The 21685-nt window shown below is 73.1% G+C and carries 20 protein-coding genes; 8 read left to right on the plus strand and 12 right to left on the minus strand.

Translation table 11 applies throughout. The annotated features are described in order from the left end of the window. The first annotated feature begins 190 nt into the window (after window positions 1-190). Window positions 191-1282, plus strand: coding sequence for a M23 family metallopeptidase (locus A4V12_RS14730; RefSeq protein WP_079137056.1), 1092 nt, complete (start codon window positions 191-193; stop codon window positions 1280-1282). Window positions 1283-1294: 12 nt separating this feature from the next. Here the strand turns inward: A4V12_RS14730 and A4V12_RS14735 are convergent, their stop codons facing one another. Then, on the minus strand, window positions 1295-2152 hold the full coding sequence (locus tag A4V12_RS14735; RefSeq protein ID WP_064069788.1) for a Cof-type HAD-IIB family hydrolase: 858 nt from the start codon (window positions 2150-2152) through the stop codon (window positions 1295-1297). A gap of 95 nt (window positions 2153-2247) precedes the next feature. Between A4V12_RS14735 and A4V12_RS14740 the strand changes: the two genes are divergently transcribed. Further along, the gene (locus tag A4V12_RS14740; protein ID WP_064069789.1) at window positions 2248-3138 is read left to right on the plus strand and encodes an LLM class flavin-dependent oxidoreductase; all 891 of its coding nucleotides are present in this window, start codon (window positions 2248-2250) and stop codon (window positions 3136-3138) included. Between the two features lie 30 nt (window positions 3139-3168). On the opposite strand, the gene A4V12_RS14745 is transcribed toward A4V12_RS14740, so the two are convergent. The 4 genes from A4V12_RS14745 to A4V12_RS37510 all read right to left on the minus strand — a co-directional run bounded on the left by A4V12_RS14745 (window position 3169) and on the right by A4V12_RS37510 (window position 6844). Next, window positions 3169-3717 carry an RNA 2'-phosphotransferase gene (locus A4V12_RS14745; protein WP_064069863.1) on the minus strand — a complete coding sequence of 183 codons (549 nt, stop codon included), beginning with the start codon at window positions 3715-3717 and terminating at the stop codon, window positions 3169-3171. Window positions 3718-3906: 189 nt separating this feature from the next. Continuing rightward, complete coding sequence (locus A4V12_RS14750) at window positions 3907-4860, minus strand: MerR family transcriptional regulator (protein ID WP_064069790.1); 954 nt, start codon at window positions 4858-4860, stop codon at window positions 3907-3909. 56 nt (window positions 4861-4916) lie between these two features. Beyond that, a complete protein-coding gene (locus A4V12_RS14755; protein WP_079137045.1) occupies window positions 4917-6692 on the minus strand; it encodes an SDR family oxidoreductase in 1776 nt (591 codons plus the stop codon). Continuing rightward, window positions 6692-6844 (minus strand): hypothetical protein, encoded by a 153-nt coding sequence (locus A4V12_RS37510; RefSeq protein WP_159028871.1) that lies wholly within the window; start codon window positions 6842-6844, stop codon window positions 6692-6694. Before A4V12_RS37510 ends, A4V12_RS14755 begins: the two co-directional genes overlap by 1 nt. Window positions 6845-7047: 203 nt before the next feature. On the opposite strand from A4V12_RS37510, the gene A4V12_RS14760 reads away from it, so the two are divergent. From A4V12_RS14760 to A4V12_RS14780, 5 genes are all read left to right on the plus strand, one after another. After that, on the plus strand, window positions 7048-8022 hold the full coding sequence (locus tag A4V12_RS14760; protein ID WP_064069791.1) for an ABC transporter ATP-binding protein: 975 nt from the start codon (window positions 7048-7050) through the stop codon (window positions 8020-8022). Then, the gene (locus tag A4V12_RS14765) at window positions 8019-8912 is read left to right on the plus strand and encodes a hypothetical protein (RefSeq protein WP_064069792.1); all 894 of its coding nucleotides are present in this window, start codon (window positions 8019-8021) and stop codon (window positions 8910-8912) included. The genes A4V12_RS14760 and A4V12_RS14765 overlap by 4 nt, the downstream gene beginning before the upstream one ends. Beyond that, the gene (locus A4V12_RS14770; RefSeq protein WP_064069793.1) at window positions 8909-9820 is read left to right on the plus strand and encodes an ABC transporter ATP-binding protein; all 912 of its coding nucleotides are present in this window, start codon (window positions 8909-8911) and stop codon (window positions 9818-9820) included. Before A4V12_RS14765 ends, A4V12_RS14770 begins: the two co-directional genes overlap by 4 nt. Before the next feature lie 16 nt (window positions 9821-9836). Further along, the gene (locus A4V12_RS14775; protein ID WP_064069794.1) at window positions 9837-10556 is read left to right on the plus strand and encodes an ABC transporter permease; all 720 of its coding nucleotides are present in this window, start codon (window positions 9837-9839) and stop codon (window positions 10554-10556) included. Window positions 10557-10718: 162 nt separating this feature from the next. Further along, complete coding sequence (locus A4V12_RS14780) at window positions 10719-11015, plus strand: hypothetical protein (protein ID WP_064069795.1); 297 nt, start codon at window positions 10719-10721, stop codon at window positions 11013-11015. 22 nt (window positions 11016-11037) lie between these two features. On the opposite strand, the gene A4V12_RS14785 is transcribed toward A4V12_RS14780, so the two are convergent. Next, window positions 11038-12312: a CynX/NimT family MFS transporter gene (locus A4V12_RS14785; protein WP_423563320.1), complete on the minus strand. Its 1275-nt coding sequence runs from the start codon at window positions 12310-12312 to the stop codon at window positions 11038-11040. Window positions 12313-12416: 104 nt separating this feature from the next. Beyond that, window positions 12417-13091 carry a FadR/GntR family transcriptional regulator gene (locus A4V12_RS14790; protein WP_064069796.1) on the minus strand — a complete coding sequence of 225 codons (675 nt, stop codon included), beginning with the start codon at window positions 13089-13091 and terminating at the stop codon, window positions 12417-12419. Window positions 13092-13202: 111 nt separating this feature from the next. Between A4V12_RS14790 and lpdA the strand changes: the two genes are divergently transcribed. Continuing rightward, window positions 13203-14606: a dihydrolipoyl dehydrogenase gene (gene lpdA, locus A4V12_RS14795; RefSeq protein ID WP_064069797.1), complete on the plus strand. Its 1404-nt coding sequence runs from the start codon at window positions 13203-13205 to the stop codon at window positions 14604-14606. A gap of 312 nt (window positions 14607-14918) precedes the next feature. Here the strand turns inward: lpdA and A4V12_RS14800 are convergent, their stop codons facing one another. The 5 genes from A4V12_RS14800 to A4V12_RS14820 all read right to left on the minus strand — a co-directional run bounded on the left by A4V12_RS14800 (window position 14919) and on the right by A4V12_RS14820 (window position 21677). After that, entirely contained in the window at window positions 14919-15725 is an 807-nt protein-coding gene (locus tag A4V12_RS14800) for an HAD family hydrolase (protein ID WP_064069798.1), read from the minus strand. Further along, the gene (serS, locus tag A4V12_RS14805) at window positions 15722-16999 is read right to left on the minus strand and encodes a serine--tRNA ligase (RefSeq protein ID WP_064069799.1); all 1278 of its coding nucleotides are present in this window, start codon (window positions 16997-16999) and stop codon (window positions 15722-15724) included. Before serS ends, A4V12_RS14800 begins: the two co-directional genes overlap by 4 nt. A gap of 511 nt (window positions 17000-17510) precedes the next feature. Next, window positions 17511-18446, minus strand: coding sequence for a prephenate dehydratase (gene pheA, locus A4V12_RS14810; RefSeq protein ID WP_064069800.1), 936 nt, complete (start codon window positions 18444-18446; stop codon window positions 17511-17513). A gap of 34 nt (window positions 18447-18480) precedes the next feature. Continuing rightward, entirely contained in the window at window positions 18481-19719 is a 1239-nt protein-coding gene (gene efeB / locus A4V12_RS14815; RefSeq protein ID WP_064069801.1) for an iron uptake transporter deferrochelatase/peroxidase subunit, read from the minus strand. An 8-nt stretch (window positions 19720-19727) separates the two neighbouring features. Beyond that, window positions 19728-21677 carry a copper resistance CopC/CopD family protein gene (locus A4V12_RS14820; protein WP_064069802.1) on the minus strand — a complete coding sequence of 650 codons (1950 nt, stop codon included), beginning with the start codon at window positions 21675-21677 and terminating at the stop codon, window positions 19728-19730. Window positions 21678-21685 lie beyond the last annotated feature (8 nt).

Genomic DNA, 21685 nt, shown 5'->3' on the forward strand with positions numbered 1-21685 from the left:
ACCACCGGCGACGGCGGTGGCGATGGCGGTACGTCGGTGGTGGCGGTACATCGGTGGTGCGGGGAGCGCCCCTGGAGGCACCCTTCCGGGTGCGCCCGTAGGCCGGGCGGGGCAACGGCTGTGGGCCGGACGGCGGTACGACACCGCTGGGATGCCGCACATCGGGGGCGCCCGGCGCCACCATCCCAGGATGTTGTTCGTGGCGCTGGCCGTCCTGCTCGCTCTGCTCCCCCAGCCCTCGGCCGCCGCCGCCGAAGGGCCGGGCGGCACGGCCGGAGAGGTGGCGCGGCTGTACGACGAGGCCGCGCGGGCCACCGAGACGTACGAGCGCGGCCGGCGGGCGGCGGCCGGGCAGCGCGCCCTCGCCGGCCGGCTCCAGCGGCAGTTGGTCCTCAAGCGGCGGGAGCTGGCCCTGCTCAACGACCGGATGGGCGAGGTGGCCCGGGCCCAGTACCGCGCGGGCGGGTCGGTGGGCCTGACCGCGCGGCTGTTGCTGGGGGACGACGTGGACGAGGTGATGCGGGCGGAGCGGCTCGCCCGGCAGGCGGACCGGGCGGTGAACCGCCTCATGGAGCGCACCCGGGATGCGGAGCGGCGCCTCGCCCGGGCGGAGGCGGCGGCCCGCGCCGCGTGGCAGGACCTGGACGCGCGCCGGAAGCGGCTGGCCACGATCCGGGTGGGCATCGAGGCGCGGCTGGAGCGCGCCCAGCGGCGGCTCCAGGTGGAGGCGGACCGGCGGGTGGCGGCGGGCCGGTGCGCGGTGGGGGACGCGGGCGGGGGTGCCGGTGCGGCCGCCGCGACGGGTGCGGGCGGGGGCTCGGGTGCGGGTTCGGGTGCGGTCGAGGCGGTGGGTGCAGGCGCGGGCGGGGCGCGGGGCTGGGTGGCGCCGGTGGAGGGGTACGTCCTGTCCGCCGGGTTCCACCGGGCGGGCACGCACTGGGCGCACCGCCACACGGGGCAGGACTTCGCGGTGGACGTCGGCACCCCGGTGCGGTCGATCGGGACCGGGCGGGTGCGGTCGGTGTCGTGCGGCGGGGCGTTCGGCATCGAGGTGGTCGTGCGGCACGCGGGCGGCTGGTACTCGCAGTACGCGCACCTCGCCGCGCCCGTCGTGGCACCGGGGCAGCCGGTGGCCACCGGTCAGGTGATCGGGCGGTCGGGGAACACCGGCAACTCGACGGGGCCGCACCTCCACTTCGAGGTGCGGCTGACTCCGTACATGGGATCGGCCGTGGACCCGGTGCGCTGGCTGGGCGAGCACGGGGTCCGGTTGGGCGGGTGAGGGGCAGGGGCGTCAGTACGCGCCGAGGATGTCCTCGATGACGCGTGCGACCCCGTCGTCGTTGTTGGCCACGGTCCGGCCGGAGGCGGCGGCGACCACGTCCGGGTGCGCGTTGCCCATCGCGTACGAGCGGCCCGCCCAGGACAGCATCTCGATGTCGTTCGGCATGTCCCCGAACGCCACCACCTCGTCGGCGGAGATGCCGCGCTCGGCGCAGCACAGCGCGAGCGTGCTCGCCTTGGACACGCCCAGTCCGCTGATCTCCAGCAGCGCGCTGGGGCTGGAGCGGGTGATGCTGGCGTGCTCGCCGGCCGCCGTGCGCGCCAGGGCGAGGAAGCCGTCCGGCGTCAGGTCGGGGTGGTGGGCGAGGAGCTTGAGCACGGGGGCGGTGAGGCCCGGCCCCGCCTCGTGCAGCAGGTCCTCGGCGGGGGCGATGGTGGCGTCGGGGTCGAGCCAGAAGGGCGGGTAGTCGGGCTCGTAGTGGAAGCCGGTGGTGAACTCGACGGCGAACGCCGTGCCGGGCGCCTCGCGGCGGAGCGTACCGATGACTTCCAGGGCCGTGGGCCGCTCCAGCGGCCGCACCTCCAGGAACGTGCCGCCGGAGTGCAGGTCGACGACGGCCGCGCCGTTGGCGCAGATGGCCAGGCCGTGGCCGTGGACGTGGTCGCTGACGACACCCATCCAGCGGGCGGGCCGGCCGGTGACGAAGAAGACCTCGATGCCGGCCTCCTCGGCCGCGGCGAGCGCTGTGATCGTCCGGTGGGAGACCGATTTGTCGTCGCGCAGAAGCGTTCCGTCGAGGTCGGTGGCGATCAACCGGGGACGTCGGTGTGCCGTGGGCCGGGGGCGGGGAGAGGTCGCTGAGGTCACCCGCCCATTCTCCCGTACGGGGGTGCACGGGCGTGCGGATAGCTGCACATCTGAGCCATGGCGGCTCTGTCGGTGGGGCGACGTAGGCTCGTTCCATGCGTCTGAGCACCGTGATCCTTCCCACCCGCCGCTGGCACGAGGGCGGTCGCGACGCGTGGCTGCGGGCCGAACGGCTCGGGTTCCACGCCGCGTACACCTACGACCACCTGTCCTGGCGGGTGCCGTTCCGGGACGGGCCCTGGTTCGGCGCGATACCGACGCTGACGGCCGCGGCCACCGCCACGGCGAGGATGCGCCTCGGCACGCTGGTGACCTCGCCGAACTTCCGGCACCCGGTCACGCTCGCCAAGGAGCTGATCTCGCTGGACGACATCTCCGGCGGCAGGTTCACGCTGGGCATCGGCGCGGGGGGCAACGGCTTCGACGCGACGGCGCTGGGCCAGGAGCCGTGGACACCGCGGGAGCGGGCGGACCGGCTCGCGGAGTTCGTGCCGCTGCTGGACCGGCTATTGACGGAGGAGTCGGTGACGCACCGGGGGGCCTTCTACTCGGCGGGCGAGGCGCACAACGTGCCCGGCTGCGTGCAGCGCCCGCGGCTGCCGTTCGCCGTCGCCGCCACGGGACCGCGCGGCATGAGGCTGGCGGCGCGGCACGGTCAGGCATGGGTGACGACGGGGGACCCGAAGCTGTACGAGTCGGGGACGCCGGAGGAGTCGTACGAGGCGCTGCGGGGCCAGCTGGAGAAGCTGGGCAAGGCGTGCGCGGAGGCCGGGCGGGAGGGCGAGCCGGACAAGATCCTGCTGACCGGCTTCACGCCGGACCGGCCGCTGGAGTCCTTCGACGCCTTCGTCGACTTCGCGGGGCGCCACTTCTCGCTGGGCTTCACCGAGATCGTGATCCACGCGCCGATCGCGGACTCGATGTTCGCCGCCGACGAGAAGGTCTTCGAGCGGATCGCGACGGAGGCCCTGGCGCAGCTGCGCTGATCCCCCGCGTGTCCGCCGAGCCGCCCGTCGTCAGTCCCGCTCGGGGAAGCGGAGGTAGGCGGGCGGCACGGCGGCCGTGAGCCAGACCCCGTTGGCGCTGACGTGGAAGATGTGGCCGTCCCGGTGCATGGCGCCGGCGTCCACCGAGAGCACGACGGGGCGGCCCCGCCGGGCGCCGACCCGGGTCGCGGTCTCGCGGTCGGGCGACAGGTGCACGTGGTGGCGGGCCATGGGGCGCAGGCCCTCGGCACGGATCGCGGGCAGGCTGCGGGCGACGGTGCCGTGGTAGAGGTGCTCGGGCGGTTCGGCGGCCGGCAGGTCCAGGTCGACGTCGACGGTATGGCCCTGGCTGGCGCGGATGCGGTCGCCGTCGATCGCGAAGCGCCGCTTGTCGTTGACCGCGACCACGTGTTCCAGTTCGGCGCGGCTGATCCTCACGCCGTGCTCGGCGGCCGCCCGCAGGAGGTCCTCGATCGCGACCCAGCCGTGCGGGTCGAGGACGAGCCCGATGCGCTCGGGCTGGTGGCGCAGATGCTTCGCGAGGTACTTCGAGACCTTCACGGTCCGTGCGCCGTCCATGCCGTCGGCGTTCCCGGTCCCGGGTGCGCCGTTCCTGCCGTTCCTGCCGTTCCTGCCGCTCATGCCGCTCAGCGTGTCAGGCATCACGCCCGTGGTGCCACAGCAATTTCCGTGAAAAGGTTTGATCCACAACCAACTTCGTTTATCCACAGGCTATTTGACGAATCTGTGGACAACTAGGCAGTCTTTTCAGCCGGTTTGCTCTACTTGCCCACAATTGTTCGGTGTTGGCATGAGAGCGTCCAAGGTCCTTGTCCGCACCTCGCGTTCGGCCGCCGCGGCGATGAACGCCGAGGTGTTGCCCGGGCCAACGAGCTGCTGCACGGCCCGGATCGTGGCGGCCGGGAGCGCCACCTGCCGGGTCGTGTCCTCCTCCACCCGAGGCCCCTCCGGAACCAGGTGCTGCTGGAGGTGCCGGGCGGCGAACGTACGCATTGCACGGGCCAGTTCGGCGTCCACCGTCTGCTGCGCGAGCGGTCGCAGCCGCCGCACCAGGGCCGCCGCCTCCGACGCGTCGGCGTCCGTCGGCGGCCGGTGCTCCAGATAGCGGGCGAAGACGTGCTCGGTGGTGAACTCCAGGAAACGGTGGGCAATGTGCTCGACCTGGCCGCGAAGTTCCCTCAGGTGTCCGGCAATCGCGGACAGCGGCACACCGGCCGCGTACAACTCGGCCGCCACGGACAGCTCCTGGGGGCTCGGCACCAGGAACTCGTCGTCGCGTCCCGGCACGCACTCCAGCACGCCCAGCTCCAACGCCTCCCGTACCGCATCCTCGTCCGGGGCTCCGCCGAAGGCCGCGTCCAGCTCCGCCCGTGTGATCCGGTCGGCCTTCTCGTCCGTCCACGGTCCGTGCACCTCGGCGACCAGGCCGAGGACGCCGCCCAGACCGCGCCCCGCGTCCCAGGCCTCCAGGAGCTCCTTGATGGACGCCAGGGTGTACCCGCGGTCCAGCAGGTCGGCTATCTGCCGCAACCGGGTCAGGTGGGCGTCGCCGTACACGTTCGACCTGCCGCGCCGCTCCGGCTTCGGCAGCAGCCCCCGGTCCTGGTAGGCGCGGATGGTCCGGACCGTGGCGCCGCTGTGGTGCGCCAGGTCCTCGATCCGGTACTCGGCCGCCGGTGTCCGCGCCGCCCGCTCGTCCACACCCGCTCCCCGCTACTCCGACCCGTTCCGCGAGGGATGGTACGTCCGCCGCCCGCTCACAGCTTCGCCTCCAGCCGGGCGAGCGCCCGCAGGGCCCGTGGCGCCAGCCGGGACAGCAGCCGGGCACCGTGGGCCTCCGGCGTCACCGGGACCACCGCCTCGTTCCTCACGACGGCCCGCAGGATCGCGTCGGCGACCTTCTCCGGCGGGTAGTTGCGCAGCCCGTACAGCCGGGCCGCCTTCTTCCGCCGGCGCTTCTCCTCCTCCTCGGACACCCCGGTGAAGCGCGCGGTGGCGGTGATGTCGGTGTTCACGATGCCCGGGCAGACGGCGCTGACCCCGATGCCCCGGCCCGCCAGCTCCGCGCGCAGGCACTCGCTGAGCATGAGGACCGCCGCCTTCGACGTGCTGTACGCCGGCAGCATCCTGGACGGCTGGAAGGCCGCCGCGGACGCCGTGTTGACGATGTGGCCGCCCTGTCCGCGCTCGGCCATCCGGCGGCCGAAGAGCCGGCAGCCGTGGATGACGCCCCACAGATTGACGTCCAGGACCTGCTTCCAGTCGTCGCTCGTCGTCTCGAGGAACGGCCCGGACAGGCCTATCCCGGCGTTGTTGACCAGCACGTCCACCGGGCCGTACTCCTCGGCCACCTTGTCCGCGAGCTTCTCCATGGCCTGTTCGTCGCCGACGTCCACCGCCTCGCCCCAGGCGTCCGGCGCACCGGTCAGCCGGGCCAGCGCGGCCGTCCGCGCGGCACCCTCCGCGTCCCGGTCCACCGCCACCACCCGCGCTCCCGCCTCGGCGAACGCCAGCGCGGTGGCCCGGCCGATGCCCCTGGCCGCGCCCGTCACCACGACCAACTGCCCGCCGAACCGGTCCGCGTACCGGCGGCCGGCGGCGACCGGCGCCGGCATCTCGCCGCCCCGGTCCTCGTGCGCCCGCACGAACTCGGTGATCCATGCCGCCAGTTGGTCCGGCCGGGTGCGCGGCACCCAGTGCTTGGCCGGCAGCGACCGGCGCACCAGTCGCGGGACCCAGGTGTCCAGCTCGTCGTAGAGCCGGTCCGACAGGAAGACGTCACCGGTCGGCGTGATCAGCTGCACGGGCGCGTGGGCGTACGCGTCCGTGCGCGGGCGCCGCAGCCGCGCCCGGACGTTGTCCCGGTAGAGCCAGGCGCCGTGTGCCGCGTCGGCCGGGAGCGAGGCGGTCGGATAGCCGTCGTCCGGCACCTTCTCCACCCGTCGCACGAGGCCGGGCCAGCGCTTGCCCAGCGGCCCGCGCCAGGCCAGCTCGGGCAGCACCGGGGTGTGCAGCGCGTACACGTACCAGGACCGGGCGCCCTGGCCGAGCAGCTGGCCGACCCGGCGCGGGGTGGGCCGGCTCATGCGCCGCTTGATCCAGTGCCCGAAGTGGTCCAGGGACGGGCCCGACATCGAGGTGAACGAGGCGATCCGCCCCTCGGTCCGGGCGACCGTGACGAACTCCCACGACTGCACCGACCCCCAGTCGTGCCCGACGAGGTGCACCGGCCGGTCCGGGCTGACCGCGTCCACCACGGCCAGGAAGTCGTCGGTCAGCTTCTCCAGCGTGAACCCGCCGCGCAGCGGCGTCGGCGCCGTCGACCGGCCGTGCCCGCGCACGTCGTACAGCACCACGTGGAAGTGCTCGGCGAGCCGGACGGCGACCTCGGACCACACCTCCTTGGAATCCGGGTAGCCGTGCACCAGCACGACGGTGGGCCGGCCGGTGTCGCCCAGCTCGGCGACGCACAACTCGATCCCGCCCGTGCGGATCCGGCGCTCCCGCGCTCCCCGCAGCATGTCCACCGCCATCAGACCGCCTCCCAGCGCCGCACGTGCGGCAGATCGTCGTCGCCGTCCAGTCGGTGCCCTGCGTGGTCCCGCACATGCCGCCGGGCGTGCTCCGCCCTCGCGGAGCACCGGCCGCAGTAGTCGTGCGTCGCGTACGTCGCCGTACGTGTCACCGTGGGCGCGCTACGCGTCCGTAAGGTGACACTGACGAATGTGACAATGCCCGGCGGCTGCGTCAAGGGTCGTGCGGCGACTGTGGAAAACCCCGACTCGGGTCCCAGGCCCCTACGGGCCCGTACTCCTCCAGACGGACACGGAACCAGCCGCCTGGTCTGACGACCGGTGTGGCCTGGGCCACTACCGTCGTAGCGTGACTGTGATCGCGACCGAAAGCCTCAGCAAGCGGTTCCCCCGGGTGACCGCTCTCGACCGGCTCTCCCTGGACATCGGGCCCGGTGTGACCGGACTTGTGGGTGCCAACGGAGCCGGCAAGTCCACCATGATCAAGATTCTGTTGGGCCTGTCCCCCGCCACCGAGGGCCGCGCCGAGGTCCTCGGCCTCGACGTCGCCACGAGCGGCCCCGCCATCCGCGAGCGGGTCGGCTACATGCCGGAGCACGACTGCCTGCCGCCCGACGTCTCGGCCACCGAGTTCGTGGTGCACATGGCCCGCATGTCCGGCCTGCCGCCCACGGCCGCGCGGGAGCGCACCGCCGACACCCTGCGCCACGTCGGCCTGTACGAGGAGCGCTACCGCCCCATCGGCGGCTACTCGACCGGCATGAAGCAGCGGGTGAAGCTCGCCCAGGCCCTGGTGCACGACCCGAAGCTGGTCCTGCTGGACGAACCGACCAACGGTCTCGACCCGGTCGGCCGCGACGAGATGCTGGGCCTGATCCGCCGCGTGTACACGGACTTCGGCATCTCGGTCCTGGTCACCTCCCACCTCCTGGGCGAGCTCGAGCGCACCTGTGACCACGTCGTCGTCATCGACGGCGGCAAGCTGCTGCGCTCCAGCTCCACCAGCGACTTCACCCAGCTCACCACCACCCTCGCCGTCGAGGTGACCGACAGCGACACGCACCCCGACGGCACGGCGGCGCTCCGCAAGGCGCTGACGGCGGCCGGAGTCGTCCTCCACGCACGCGTGGAGGACGGCATGCCGGGAGCGGGCCACATCCTGCTGCTGGAGGCGACCGGCGAGGAGACGTACGACCTGGTCCGCGACACCGTCGCCGACCTCGGGCTCGGCCTCGTCCGCATGGAACAGCGCCGCCACCACATCGCCGAGGTCTTCCGTCCCGGGCCGGAAGCGGCCGCGACCCAGCCGCAGGAGGTGCGGACCCGATGAGCACGCCCACGCCCCAGGCGGAGACCCGGATCCACAACATCGGGTACCGCGACTACGACGGGCCCCGGCTGGGCCGCGCGTACGCGCGCCGCTCGCTGTTCTCGCAGTCGCTGCGCGGCGCCTACGGACTGGGCCGCAGCGCCAAGTCCAAGGTGCTGCCGATGATCCTGTTCGCGGTGATGTGCATCCCCGCGCTGGTCGTCGTCGCGGTCGCCGTGGCCACCAAACTGAAGGACCTGCCGCTGGACTACACGCGGTACGCGATCTTCACGCAGGCCGTCATCGGCCTGTACCTGGCCTCGCAGGCACCCCAGTCGGTCTCCCGCGACCTGCGGTTCAAGACCGTGCCGCTGTACTTCTCGCGCCCCATCGAGCGCGTCGACTACGTCCTCGCCAAGTACGGCGCGATGGCCGCGGCCCTGTTCATCCTGACCGCGTCACCGCTGCTCATCCTCTACATCGGGTCGCTGCTGGCGAAGATGGACTTCGCCGACCAGACCCAGGGCTTCGCACAGGGACTGGTCTCCGTGGCACTGCTCTCGCTCCTCTTCGGGGGGATCGGCCTGGTCCTCGCCGCGCTGACCCCGCGCCGGGGCTTCGGGGTCGCCGCCGTCATCGCCGCCCTCACCATCTCCTACGGCGCCGTCTCCACCCTCCAGGCCATCGCCTGGAGCACCGACTCGCTGGACGCCGTGCCGTGGCTCGGCCTCTTCTCCCCCATCACGCTCATCGACGGCGTGCAGACCGCCTTCCTGGGCGCCACGTCCTCCTTCCCGGCCGAGGCGGGGCCGGGTGCCGGACAGGGCGTGGTCTACCTGCTGGTCGTCCTCGCGCTCGTGGCGGGCTCCTACGCCGTCCTGATGCGCCGCTACCGAAAGGTCGGGCTGTGACCACCATCGACATCGACCACGTCTCGCGGTGGTTCGGCAACGTCGTGGCCGTCAACGACGTCACCATGACCATCGGACCCGGCGTGACCGGGCTGCTCGGCCCCAACGGCGCCGGCAAGTCCACCCTGATCAACATGATGGGCGGCTTCCTCGCCCCCTCCAACGGGTCGGTCACCCTCGACGGGCAGCCGATCTGGCGCAACGAGTCGGTCTACCGCAGCATCGGCGTCGTGCCCGAGCGGGAGGCGATGTACGACTTCCTCACCGGCCGCGAGTTCGTCGTCGCCAACGCCGAGTTGCACGGTCTGGGCGCCGCGGAGGCACAGCGCGCCCTGGCCACGGTGGAGATGGAGTACGCGCAGGACCGCAAGATCGCCACGTACAGCAAGGGCATGCGGCAGCGCGTGAAGATGGCCTCGGCCCTGGTGCACGAGCCGTCGGTCCTGCTGCTGGACGAGCCCTTCAACGGCATGGACCCGCGTCAGCGCATGCAGTTGATGGACCTGCTGCGGAGGATGGGCGCCGAGGGCCGTACGGTCCTGTTCTCGTCGCACATCCTGGAGGAGGTCGAGCAACTCGCCTCCCACATCGAGGTGATCGTCGCCGGACGGCACGCCGCGAGCGGCGACTTCCGCCGCATCCGGCGCTTGATGACCGACCGGCCGCACCGCTATCTCGTGCGCTCCAGCGACGACCGCGCCCTCGCGGCCGCGCTGATCGCCGACCCCTCGACGGCCGGCATCGAGGTCGACGTGACGGAGGGGGCGCTGCGCATCCAGGCGGTCGACTTCGCCCGCTTCACCGCGCTGCTGCCCGAGGTCGCCCGCGCGCACTCCATCCGGCTGCTGACGGTCTCGCCCTCGGACGAGTCCCTCGAGTCGGTCTTCTCGTACCTCGTCGCGGCCTGAAGGGAGCCTTACGACCATGTACAACCCCACAGTCGCCCGGCTCACCTACCGGGCCCTGCTCGGCCGCCGCCGGGCCGCGATCCTCTTCGTCCTGCCCGGGCTGCTGCTGCTCATCGCGGCCGCCGTCCGGGGCTTCAACGGGGCCGACGACCAGATCGCCGCCGATGTCCTGGGCGGGTTCGCGCTCGCCACGATGGTCCCCCTGATCGGTGTCATCGCCGGTACGGGGGCGATCGGGCCCGAGATCGACGACGGTTCGATCGTCTACCTGCTCGCGAAGCCGGTGAAGCGGCCGACGATCATCTTCACCAAGCTGATCGTGGCCATCGCCGTCACCATGGTCTTCTCGGCGGTCCCCACCTTCCTCGCCGGGATGATCCTCAACGGCAACGGGCAGCAGGTGGCGGTCGCCTACACCGTCGCCGCGCTCGTCGCCTCGATCGCGTACAGCGCGCTCTTCCTGCTGCTCGGTACGGTCAGCCGCCACGCGGTCGTCATCGGCCTGGTGTACGCGCTGGTCTGGGAGGCGCTGTTCGGCAGCCTCATCGAGGGCGCCAAGACCCTCAGCGTCCAGCAGTGGGCGCTGGCCGTCGCCGAGCGGGTCACCGGCGACGGGCTGGTCGCCTCGGACGTGGGCCTGCCGGCGGCGGTGGCGCTGCTCACGGGCGTGACGGTGGCGGCCACCTGGTACGCCGGCCAGAAGCTGCGCACGCTGACGCTGGCGGGCGACGAGTAGTCGCGCGACGCACCCCGGAAGGCCCCGTACGCACGCGTGCGGGGCCTTCCCCGTCCCGGCCCCGGTCCGCCCATGGACCCCGGGCCGTCCTCGGGTTCCGGGCCGCCCTTGACACCGGTCCGACGGTCCGGTGTGCACACTTGCCGTACGGAGGAGGCCCCCATGGCCGCTGACCACGGGTCCCGGGACGAGCCGCGGGACTGGGACGACGTCGAACTGGACACCGACTTCATACGGTCCGCCGAGACGGCCGAGCCGTCCGCCCGGGCCCGGATGCTGGCCGCGCGCTGGCGGGGCCGGCCCCCCGAGCCGCAGCCCTGGCGCTCCGACGAGCCCCCGGCGGGCTGGTTCTTCAGCCGCGCCCGCCGGGCCGACCGCGCGGGCCGCACCGGCCGCCCCCGCCGGCGCGGGTGGTGGCTCCCGCGCCGGAACCGCGACCGCGACCGCGACGAGGACTGACGGCGGGGCGGGCGGTCGGCGGTCAGACCTTGCGGTCACGGGCCGCCAGCAGGCCCACCACCAGCGCCGCCGCGCACACGCACAGCACCAGGGCGATCGGGACGGTCCAGCCACCGGTCGCCTCGTGCACCGCGCCCGCCGCGAGCGGACCGGCGGCGGCCAGCAGGTACCCGACCGTCTGCGCCATGCCGGACAGCCGCGACGCGGTCACCGCGTCCCCGCTCCGCAGCACGATCAGCGTCAGCGCCAGGCCCACGGCGCCGCCCTGGCCGACGCCGAGGATCGCCGCCCACAGCCAGGCGCCCGACACGGGGGCGACCATGAGCCCCGCGTACCCGGCCGCGACCAGCGAGGTCACCAGCGCGACCAGCGGCCGCTGACCGCGCATCCGGCCGGCCAGCAGCGGCACCAGGAACGCGCCCGCCACCTGGACCAGGTTGTTGAAGGCGAACACCACGCCGGCCGTCGAGCGGCTCATGCCCTGGTCGGTGAGGATGACCGGCATCCAGGCGATGAGGACGTACGACCAGAGGGACTGCAGGCCCATGAAGAGCGTGACCTGCCAGGCCAGGGCCGAGCGCCACACCGCGCGGCCGGTCGTGCGGCCGACCTCCGGCACCCTCCGCACCTCGTGCCCGGTCCGCCCCCGGGCGATCAGCACCTGCGGCAGCCAGGCCACCGCCGCCACCGCCGCGAGCAGCGACCAGAAGGCGAGCGACGCCTGCCAGCTGCCGCCGAACGCCCGCTCCAGCGGCACCGACGCGGCCGCCACGACCGTCGCACCCGCGATCATCGAGCCGGTGTAGAGGGAGGTCATGGACGCGGCCCGGTCCGGGAAGTCCCGCTTGATCAGGCCGGGCATCAGGACGTTGAGCAGCGCGATCGCCGTGCCCACCAGGACGCCGCCGCCGTACAGCGCGTACACGGACGGCCAGACGCGCACCAGGATCCCGGCCGCCAGGAGCACCAGCGCCCCGCACAGCACCCGTTCGGTGCCCAGCCGCCGGGCGAGCCGGGGCGCCACCAGCGCGCCCAGCCCCAGGAACAGCACCGGCACGGACGTGACCAGCGACGTCGCCGTCGACGACAGGCCGAAGGCGGCGCCGATCTCGCCGGCCAGCGGGGACACGCTCGCGAGGGCGGCCCGCATGTTCAGCGAGGCGAGCACGATGCCGGCGAGCAGCAGCACCGGGTGGGCCGTCAGCGCCCGTCGGGCGGCGGCCGCCCGTGGCGAGGGCCGGACATCGGCCTCCGCGTCGAGGAGCAGCTGGTCGGAATCCGGGCGTGCCACGGTCACAGCACCTTTCACGACGACGACGTACCCGCGCGGAGGCGGTACGGCGGGGGGTGGTTCAACAGGAGGTTCGACGGCGGCGGTTCGACGGGGGCGGCGGGGAGGGGTCAGCGGGCGGCGATCGCCCGGACCGTCTCCAGCGGCACGCGCAGCAGTTCGCGCGCGGCCGCGCCCGCCGCTTCCGGGTCGCCCGCCTCGACCGCCACGACCAGCGCCTCGTGGGCGTCCAGGTCGATGGCGGGCATCTCGTGGTCGCCGAGCGACTCGACGAGGCTCTCGTGCACCTGGACCGAGAAGAACCGGTACACCTCGGTGAACGCGGCGTTGTGCGTGGCCTCGACCACCGCCCGGTGGAAGGCCAGGTCGGCGTCGGCGTCCCGGTCGCCCTCCTCGCGGAGGGTCGCGAGCGCGGCGCGCAGCCGCAGCAGGTCGTGGGTGTCACGCCGGGCGGCCGCGAGCCTGGCGGCCTCGGTCTCCAGGGCGACGCGCAGCTCCAGGACGTCCAGGGCGCCGGCGGCGCGGACGGTGCGGAGCACGGCGGCGGGGTCGGCGGTGGAGCGTACGAAGGTGCCGTTGCCCTGCCGGGACTCGAGCAGGCCGGCGTGGACGAGGACGCGGACGGCCTCGCGGACGGTGTTGCGGCCGACGCCGAGCTGCTCGGCGAGGTCGTGCTCGGTGGGGATGCGGTCGCCGACGGCCCATTCGCCGTGCGTCAGCTGGGCGCGGAGCTGGTCGACGACCGCATCCACGAGGGAGGTCCGTCCCGCGGCCTTCAGCACCATGTGTCCACTGCTCCGTTCCGCTCAATCACCCGGTTGCCCAGTCATCCTACAACTTGCCTCCAGGATTACTGTGGGCACATCCGCACCCACACACACCCAGGGGAGCAAGCCATGTCAGACCGCTTCGACGTCGTCGTACTCGGAGCAGGCCCCGGCGGATACGTCGCCGCCATCCGCGCCGCCCAGCTGGGCAAGCGCGTCGCGGTCGTCGAGGAGAAGTACTGGGGCGGTGTCTGCCTCAACGTCGGCTGCATCCCCACCAAGGCCCTGCTGCGCAACGCCGAGCTGGCCCACCTCCTCACCCACGAGGCGAAGACGTACGGCATCAAGGTCGACGGCCAGGTCTCCTTCGACTACGGCGAGGCGTTCCGGCGCAGCCGCACGGTCGCGGACGGCCGCGTCAAGGGCGTCCACTTCCTGATGAAGAAGAACAAGATCACCGAGTTCACCGGCCGGGGCACCTTCCTGGACGCGAACACGATGGAGGTGGCGCTGACCGACGGCTCGACGACCACCCTGTCGTTCGACAACTGCATCATCGCGACCGGCGCCACGCCGCGCCTGCTGCCGGGTACGCGGCGCAGCGAGCGGGTCGTGACGTACGAGGAGCAGATCCTCGTCGACGAGCTGCCGCGCTCGATCGTGATCGCCGGCGCGGGCGCCATCGGCATCGAGTTCGCGTACGTGATGCACAACTACGGCGTGAAGGTCACCATCGTCGAGTTCCTCGACCGGATCGCGCCGCTGGAGGACAAGGACGTCTCCGCGGAGCTGGCGAAGCAGTACCGCAAGCTCGGCATCGACGTGCTGACCTCCACGCGGGTGGAGGCCATCGACGAGTCCGGGCCGCAGGTGCGGGTGACCGTGACCGGCAAGGACGGCAAGCAGCAGGTCCTGGAGGCCGACAAGGTCCTCCAGGCGATCGGCTTCGCGCCGAACGTCGAGGGGTACGGCCTGGAGAACACGGGTGTAGCGCTCACCGAGCGCGGCGCGATCGAGGTCGACGGCCGTTCGCGCACCTCGGTGCCGCACATCTACGCGATCGGCGACGTGACGGCGAAGCTGATGCTCGCGCACACGGCCGAGGCCATGGGCGTGGTGGCCGCCGAGACGCTGGCGGGCGCCGAGACCATGGAGCTCGACTACCCGATGATCCCGCGCGCCACGTACTGCCAGCCGCAGATCGCCAGCTTCGGCTGGACGGAGGAGCAGGCGCGCGAGAAGGGCTTCGACGTCAAGGTCGCGAAGTTCCCCTTCATGGCGAACGGCAAGGCGCACGGACTGGGTGACACGACCGGGTTCGTGAAGCTGATCAGCGACGCGAAGTACGGCGAGATCATCGGCGCGCACCTGATCGGCCCGGACGTCACGGAGCTGCTGCCCGAGCTGACGCTGGCCCAGCAGTGGGACCTGACGGTGCACGAGGTCGCCCGGAACGTCCACGCCCACCCGACGCTGGGCGAGGCGGTCAAGGAGGCCGTGCACGGGCTCGCGGGCCACATGATCAACTTCTGACGGGTACGCGCGCGTGCGCGGCGGCCCCCACCCGTACGCGCACGCTGCGGCTCCGGCCCGTACGCCCGTACGCGCGCGGCGGTGCGGCGCCCCGGTAAAGCGGTGGCGCCGCCTCGCGCGCGCGGGGCACGCTGGTGGGGCACGGGGGACATCGGGGGGCGGCCGCTTCGAGCGCGCGACACGTCGCGCGGGCCGCCCCGCGACCCCGCGACCCCGCGACCCCATGCCGCCGCGCGACGCGACCCCGCTTACCCCGCGCCACGCGACCCCGCGCGACGCGGCCCGGGACGGGTCAGGCGCTCCCGGGAGGGGTCAGGCGCTCAGGAGTTCCTCCAGCACCACCGCGATGCCGTCCTGGTCGTTGGAGGCCGTGATCTCGTGCGCGACGGCCTTGAGGTCGTCGTGCGCGTTGGCCATGGCCACCCCGTGGTGCGCCCAGGCGAACATCGGGATGTCGTTCGGCATGTCGCCGAACGCGATGGTGTCCACCGCCTTGACCCCCAGCCGGCGGGCGGCCAGGGACAGGCCCGTCGCCTTGCTCAGGCCCAGCGGGAGGACCTCCACCACGCCCGCGCCGGCCATCACGACGTCCACCAGTCCGCCGACCGCCTGCCGGGCGGCCAGCGCCAGGGCGTCGTCGTCCAGTTCGGGGTGCTGGATGTAGACCTTGTTGAGCGGGGCGGACCACAGGTCGGCCGGGTCCTCGTAGGGGACGTACGGCAGCGGGCCCTCCTGGACCCGGTAGCCGGGGCCGACCAGGACCTCGCCGTCCAGGCCGTCGCGGCTGGCGGCGAGGGCCAGCGGGCCGACCTCGGCCTCCAGCTTGGACAGCGCGAGGCCGGCGAGCTGGCGGTCCAGCGTCACGGACGTCAGCAGCCGGTGCTCGCCCGCGTGGTAGACCTGGGCGCCCTGGCCGCAGACGGCGAGGCCGTCGTACCCGAGGTCGTCCAGGATGTGGCGGGTCCAGGGGACGGCGCGGCCGGTGACGACGATGTGCGCGGCGCCCGCCGCCGTCGCGGCGGCGAGCGCGTCACGCGTGCGCTGCGAGACCGTGTCGTCGGAGCGCAGCAGCGTGCCGTCGAGGTCGGTCGCGACCAGCTTGTAGGGGAACGGAGTCACTTGGAGACGGGCTCCAGGACTTCCCGGCCGCCGAGGTAGGGGCGGAGGACCGGGGGGACCCGCACGGAGCCGTCGGCCTGCTGGTGGTTCTCCAGGAGGGCGACGATCGTGCGCGGTACGGCGCACAGGGTGCCGTTCAGGGTGGCCAGCGGCTGGACCTTCTTGCCGTCGCGCATCCGCACCGACAGGCGCCGTGCCTGGAAGCTGTCGCAGTTGGAGGCGGACGTCAGCTCGCGGTACTTGCCCTGCGTCGGGATCCACGCCTCGCAGTCGTACTTGCGCGAGGCGGAGGCGCCGAGGTCGCCGGTGGCCACGTCGATCACCTGGAAGGGCAGTTCCAGGGAGGTGAGCCACTGCTTCTCCCAGTCGAGCAGCCGCTTGTGCTCGGCCTCGGCGTCCTCGGGGGCGACGTAGGAGAACATCTCGACCTTGTCGAACTGGTGCACCCGGAAGATGCCCCGGGTGTCCTTGCCGTACGTGCCGGCCTCGCGCCGGTAGCAGGGGGAGAAACCGGCGTACCGCAGCGGCAGCTTGTCCGCGTCGAGGATCTCGTCCATGTGGTACGCGGCCAGCGGCACCTCGGAGGTGCCGACCAGGTAGTAGTCGTCCTTCTCCAGGTGGTACACGTTCTCGGCGGCCTGGCCGAGGAAACCGGTGCCCTCCATGGCGCGCGGGCGCACCAGGGTGGGCGTCAGCATCGGGATGAACCCGGCCTCGGTGGCCTGGGCGATCGCCGCGTTGACGAGGGCGAGCTCCAGCAGCGCGCCGACACCCGTCAGGTAGTAGAAGCGGGAGCCGGAGACCTTGGCGGCGCGCTCGACGTCGATCGCGCCCAGCGCCTCGCCGAGCTCCAGGTGGTCCTTGGGCTCGAAGCCCTCGGCGCCGAAGTCGCGGACGGTGCCGTGCGTCTCCAGGACGACGAAGTCCTCCTCGCCGCCGACCGGCACGTCCTCGTGGACCAGGTTGCCGAGCTTGAGCAGCAGCCGCCTGGTCTCCTCGTCCGCCTCGTTCTGGGCGGCCTCGGCGGCCTTGACGTCGGTCTTCAGCTGCTCGGCCTTCCGCAGCAGCTCCGCGCGCTCCTCCGGGGACGCCTTGGGGATCAGCTTGCCGAGCCCCTTCTGCTCGGAGCGGAGTTCGTCGAAGCGGACGCCGGACGACCTGCGCCGCTCATCGGCGGAGAGCAGGGCGTCGACGAGGCCGACGTCCTCTCCACGGGCGCGCTGGGAGGCGCGAACACGGTCGGGGTCCTCACGGAGCAGGCGAAGGTCAATCACCCCACCAGGCTACCGGTGCGGGGTCGCGTCACCCCATCCGATATGCCGCCCGCACCTTGCGTGTCACTTTGACCGAATTGCAGGAGTTTATCCCTGGGGAATGGGAGCGGAATTCCGCACTTCCGATCTCTCGGGTCCGGCGCGGCGGGCGGCGCGCATTGCCCCGCGCCGCGGCTCCCGCGCGATGTTCGAGCCCGGTTGTCCACAGAAGCCGGTCGCCACGGGAAGTTATCCACAGGCTGTGCGAATCCGCTGTGGACTCAGCAATTGATCATTGTGATTGCCCTGCCGTCACCCGGGATTCCCCCGCCAAACCATGCCCACCCACTCATTCGGGTGGGAAATTCTCTCCCCAAGGAGGTGATCGGCGGAATTGAGGTGACACGGTCACCGTGCCGCACTCCATGACCCCCTGTGGGGAGTGGAGCGATTTGTCGACCCTGTCCAGTTGTGTTGTCGACTTGTCCCCAGGTCGAGAAGCGACCCTGTGGATAACTCTGTGGACGTACGGTCAGGCCCGGCCGTCCTGGCACCGGGCCAGCCAGTCGGACGCCTCCGTGAACTCCCGGTCGGACGTCCCCGGCCGCAGCGGGGTGACGTCCCCGGCGCCCGCGCCCGCCCGCGGGTACGACCCCAGGAACCGGACGTGCGCGCAGATCCGCTTCAGGCCCATCAGCGCCTCGCCGACCCGCCGGTCCGCGATGTGCCCCTCGGCGTCGATGGCGAAGCAGTAGTTGCCGATGCCCGCGCCCGTGGGCCGCGACTGGAGGAGCATCAGGTTGACCCCGCGCGCCGCGAACTCCTGGAGCAGCTCCAGCAGCGCACCCGGATGGTCCTCGCGCTGCCAGATCACCACCGACGTCTTGTCCACACCGGTCGGCGCCGCCGGCCGGGCCGGGCGGCCCACCAGCACGAAGCGGGTCTCCGCGTTCTCCGCGTCGTGGATCTCGGAGACCAGCGCCTGAAGCCCGTACGTCGCCGCCGCGAACTCACCCGCGAACGCCGCGTCGAACCGCCCCTCCTGCACCAGCCGCGCGCCGTCCGCGTTGGACGCGGCCGACTCCCACACCGCCTCCGGGAGGTGGGCCCGCAGCCAGTTGCGCACCTGCGGCTGGGCGACCGGGTGCCCGGTGACCGTCTTGATGTCGGAGAGCTTGGTGCCCGGCCGCACCAGCAGCGCGAACGCGATCGGCAGCAGCACCTCGCGGTAGATCATCAGCGGCTCGCCGGACGCCAGCTCGTCGAGCGTCGCGGTCACCCCGCCCTCCACCGAGTTCTCGATCGGTACGAGCGCGGCGGCCGCCTCGCCGTTGCGCACGGCGTCCAGGGCGGCGGGCACGGACACCATCGGCACCAGCTCGCGCGTGGCGGCCTCCGGGAGCGTGCGCAGGGCGGCCTCGGTGAAGGTGCCCTCGGGACCGAGATACGTGAAGCGAGTGGCCGACATACCGGTCACCCTAATGCGCGGCACGCCCCCGCGGTCACGCCTCCAGCAACCGCTGCCCCACGTACTCGCCCGCACCCGGCCCGCCCGGCACGGCGAACAGGCCGCTCGCCTCGTGCCGGACGAACGGCGACAGCGCGTCCCCCCGGTCCAGCTTCCGCTGCACCGGCACGAACCCGCGCCGCGGATCGGCCTGCCAGGCGATGAACAGCAGCCCCGCGTCCGGCTCCCCGTCGGCCCCGAAGCCGTCGTGGTACGAGAACGGGCGCCGCAGCATCGCCGCGCCCCCGTTCTGCTCCGGCGCCGAGATGCGCGCGTGCGCGTTGTCGGGCACGACGAGCTTCCCGTCCGGCCCCGTGCGGTCCAGGTCGATCGCCGCCGTCTCACCGCCGCCCGTCAGCGGCGCGCCGTCGGACTTCCGGCGGCCGATGACCCGTTCCTGCTGCTTCAGCGGCAGCTTCTCCCAGTCGTCCAGCAGCATCCGGATCCGGCGGACCACGGCGTACGAACCGCCCGCCATCCACGGCTGCTCCCCGCCCGCCGGCACGAAGACCCGCTCGTCGAAGTCCGGTTCCGACGGCTTCGGATTGCGCGAACCGTCGACCTGGCCCATCAGGTTCCGGGCGGTCATCGGGTGCGCGGTGGCGCCCGGCGAGCGGTTGAAGCCGTTCATCTGCCAGCGCACCCTCGCCGCCCCGCCGGCCTCCTTCTGCACGGCGCGCAGCGCGTGGAAGGCGACGAGCGCGTCGTCGGCACCGATCTGCACCCACAGGTCGCCGCCAGACCGCCGGGGGTCCAGCCGGTCGGAGGAGAACGCGGGCAGCGGGTCCAGCTCCTCCGGCCGCCGGGCCACGAGCCCCGTCCGGTCGAAGAACGAGGCGCCGAAGCCGAACGTGACCGTCAGCGACGAGGGCCCGGCGTCCAGGGCGACCCCGGTGTCCCCGGCGCCGAGCGGCTCGCCCGCCATCAGCCGCTCGGCCACCGCCGACCAGCGGCGCATCAGCGCGATGGCCTCCTTGCGGCCCGCGCCGGGCACCAGGTCGAAGGCGACCAGGTGGCCGCGCGCCTGCAACGGCTGGAGGATGCCCGCCTGGTGCGCGCCGCGGAACGGCACGGCGGTCGAGCCGACGGACGCCAGGGCCGCGCCGGCGGGTCCGGCGGCGGCGGCGTGGGCCGCGGCGCCGCCGGCCGCGCCCAGCATCAGCCCGGTCGCGCCGGCCGCGCCGACGGTGCCCAGCAGCCTGCGCCTGGAGATGTCGAGGTTCTCGGTGCTCACGGTCAGGGTCAGCCGATCTTCACGTTCTTGTCGATGGTGGTCTGGTCGATGTCCGAGGTCCGCACGGTCACCTGGAGCTTCCACTCGCCGGGCATCGGGACCTGCACGGCGGTGGAGGACCAGTGCCCGGCCGCGACCCGCTCGGGCAGGACGGGCAGCGGCCCGATCTGCTTCGACTCCAGGGTGTAGGCCACCTTCAGCTCCGGTACGTCCAGGGGCCGGCCGTCCGGGCCGTCCACGTACACGTGCATCGCGTTCCGTCCGGAGCGGCCCGGATCGAGGGTGAGCCGTACGGTGCCCTTGCCGTTCACGCCGCCGGTGTCGAACGGCAGGGTCAGGTCGAGGGGCCGGTCCGGCACGGCGGCCGGGGCCGACGTCTGCGCGGCGCCGGCCTCCTCCACCGTACGGCCCGGCTCGGTGGTCGTCAGGACGGTCGTCACCGCGAGCAGCACCACCGCGACGCCCGCCTCCGCCAGTACGGAGCGGCGCAGCCCGGCGCGCTCCGGGTCGGCGTCGCGGACCCGCTTGGCGCGGGCGGCCGCGAGGACCGCCCGCTGCCGGGCGAGCTGCGCGGCACGCTCGGGGTCGTCGGGCACGGTGACCGGCACGGCGGCACCCCCGCCGGCGTCCGTGTCCCCGGCCTCCGAGTCCCCGCCGGCGTCCGAGTCCCCGGCCTCCGAGTCCTCCCCGCCCTCCGCCTCCCCGGCGGCGTCCTCCGGAGCGGCGGCGACGGCCGTCTCCGCCATCCGCCGCGTCCACCGCCGCGAGAGCCACGCCACCGCGACCAGGACGGCCACCAGCGCCACCTTGAGCAGCAGCAGCCTGCCGTACGCCGTGCCGGTCAGCGCCGACCAGGAGCCGACCTGCCGCCACGACTGGTACACGCCGGTCGCGGCCAGCACCACCACGGAACCGAACGCGACACGGGAGAAGCGCCGCACCGCCGAGCCCTCGACGGACGGCTCCCGGTACAGGGCCACCAGCAGCGCGGCCAGGCCGCCCAGCCACGCGGCCATCGCCAGCAGGTGCAGGATGTCCACCGGCATGGCGACCAGCGGCTGGAGCCCGGCCGACGCGTGCTCCGACAGCGCCCACGTCCCGGCGATGCCGGCCGCGACCACCGTGCCGCCGATCGCCAGCCCGAAGGTCAGGTCCTTCTTCTCGCCCTCGTCCTCCCGGCGGGTGTAGGCGCCGAAGAGCACCGCGACGAACAGCGCCGCCGCCCCCAGCAGCAGCAGCCGTGAGACGAGCGCGGCACCGGTCTTGGTCTCCAGGACCGCGCCGAGGGAACCCGGGCCGAAGTCCGCCCCCGTGTACGGCGCGCGCAGCAGCAGCAGTGCCAGCGTCGCCGCCGTCAGGGCCGCCCAGCCGCGCACCACGAGCCGTTGCAGCGGCCGTACCGCCGCGCCGCGCGGCCAGCAGGCCAGGACGAACGCGGCGCCGCCGACCAGCAGGACGAAACCGCCGTACGAGACGTACCGCGCGATCCCGTAGAGCACCCCGACGACCCCACCGCCGGCCTCCTCCTTCGGCAGCGCGACGGTGGTCTTCGACGGGGCGCCGATGGAGAAGGTGAACGCGCCCGAGATGGGGTGGCTGTCGGCGGACACGGCACGCCACGCCACGGTGTACGTGCCCTCCGGCAGCCCCGAGTGGAGGTCGACGCCGTACTTGACGACCGCTCCGGCGCACAGGTCGCGCAGCTCGCCGGTGTCGGCGCGCTTTCCGCTCGGTTCCAGCACGCGGATCGCGTCGTCACCCATGGCGACCTGCTCGGAGAAGGTGAGGGTGACGTCCTTGGGGGCGGTGGCGACCACCGCCCCGTCCTTCGGGGTGCTGCCGGTGAGCGCGGCGTGGGCGCTCGCCGTGCCGGAGAGCACGCTGCCGAGCAGTGCCGCGGTGGCCAGGATCAGCCACAGGACGCGGGCGGCTCCGAAGCGCGGGGCGGTGGCCGTCATGTGTCAGT

This window comes from Streptomyces noursei (genome assembly GCF_001646665.1).
In the GTDB taxonomy this organism is placed as follows: Bacteria; Actinomycetota; Actinomycetes; order Streptomycetales; family Streptomycetaceae; genus Streptomyces; species Streptomyces lavendulocolor.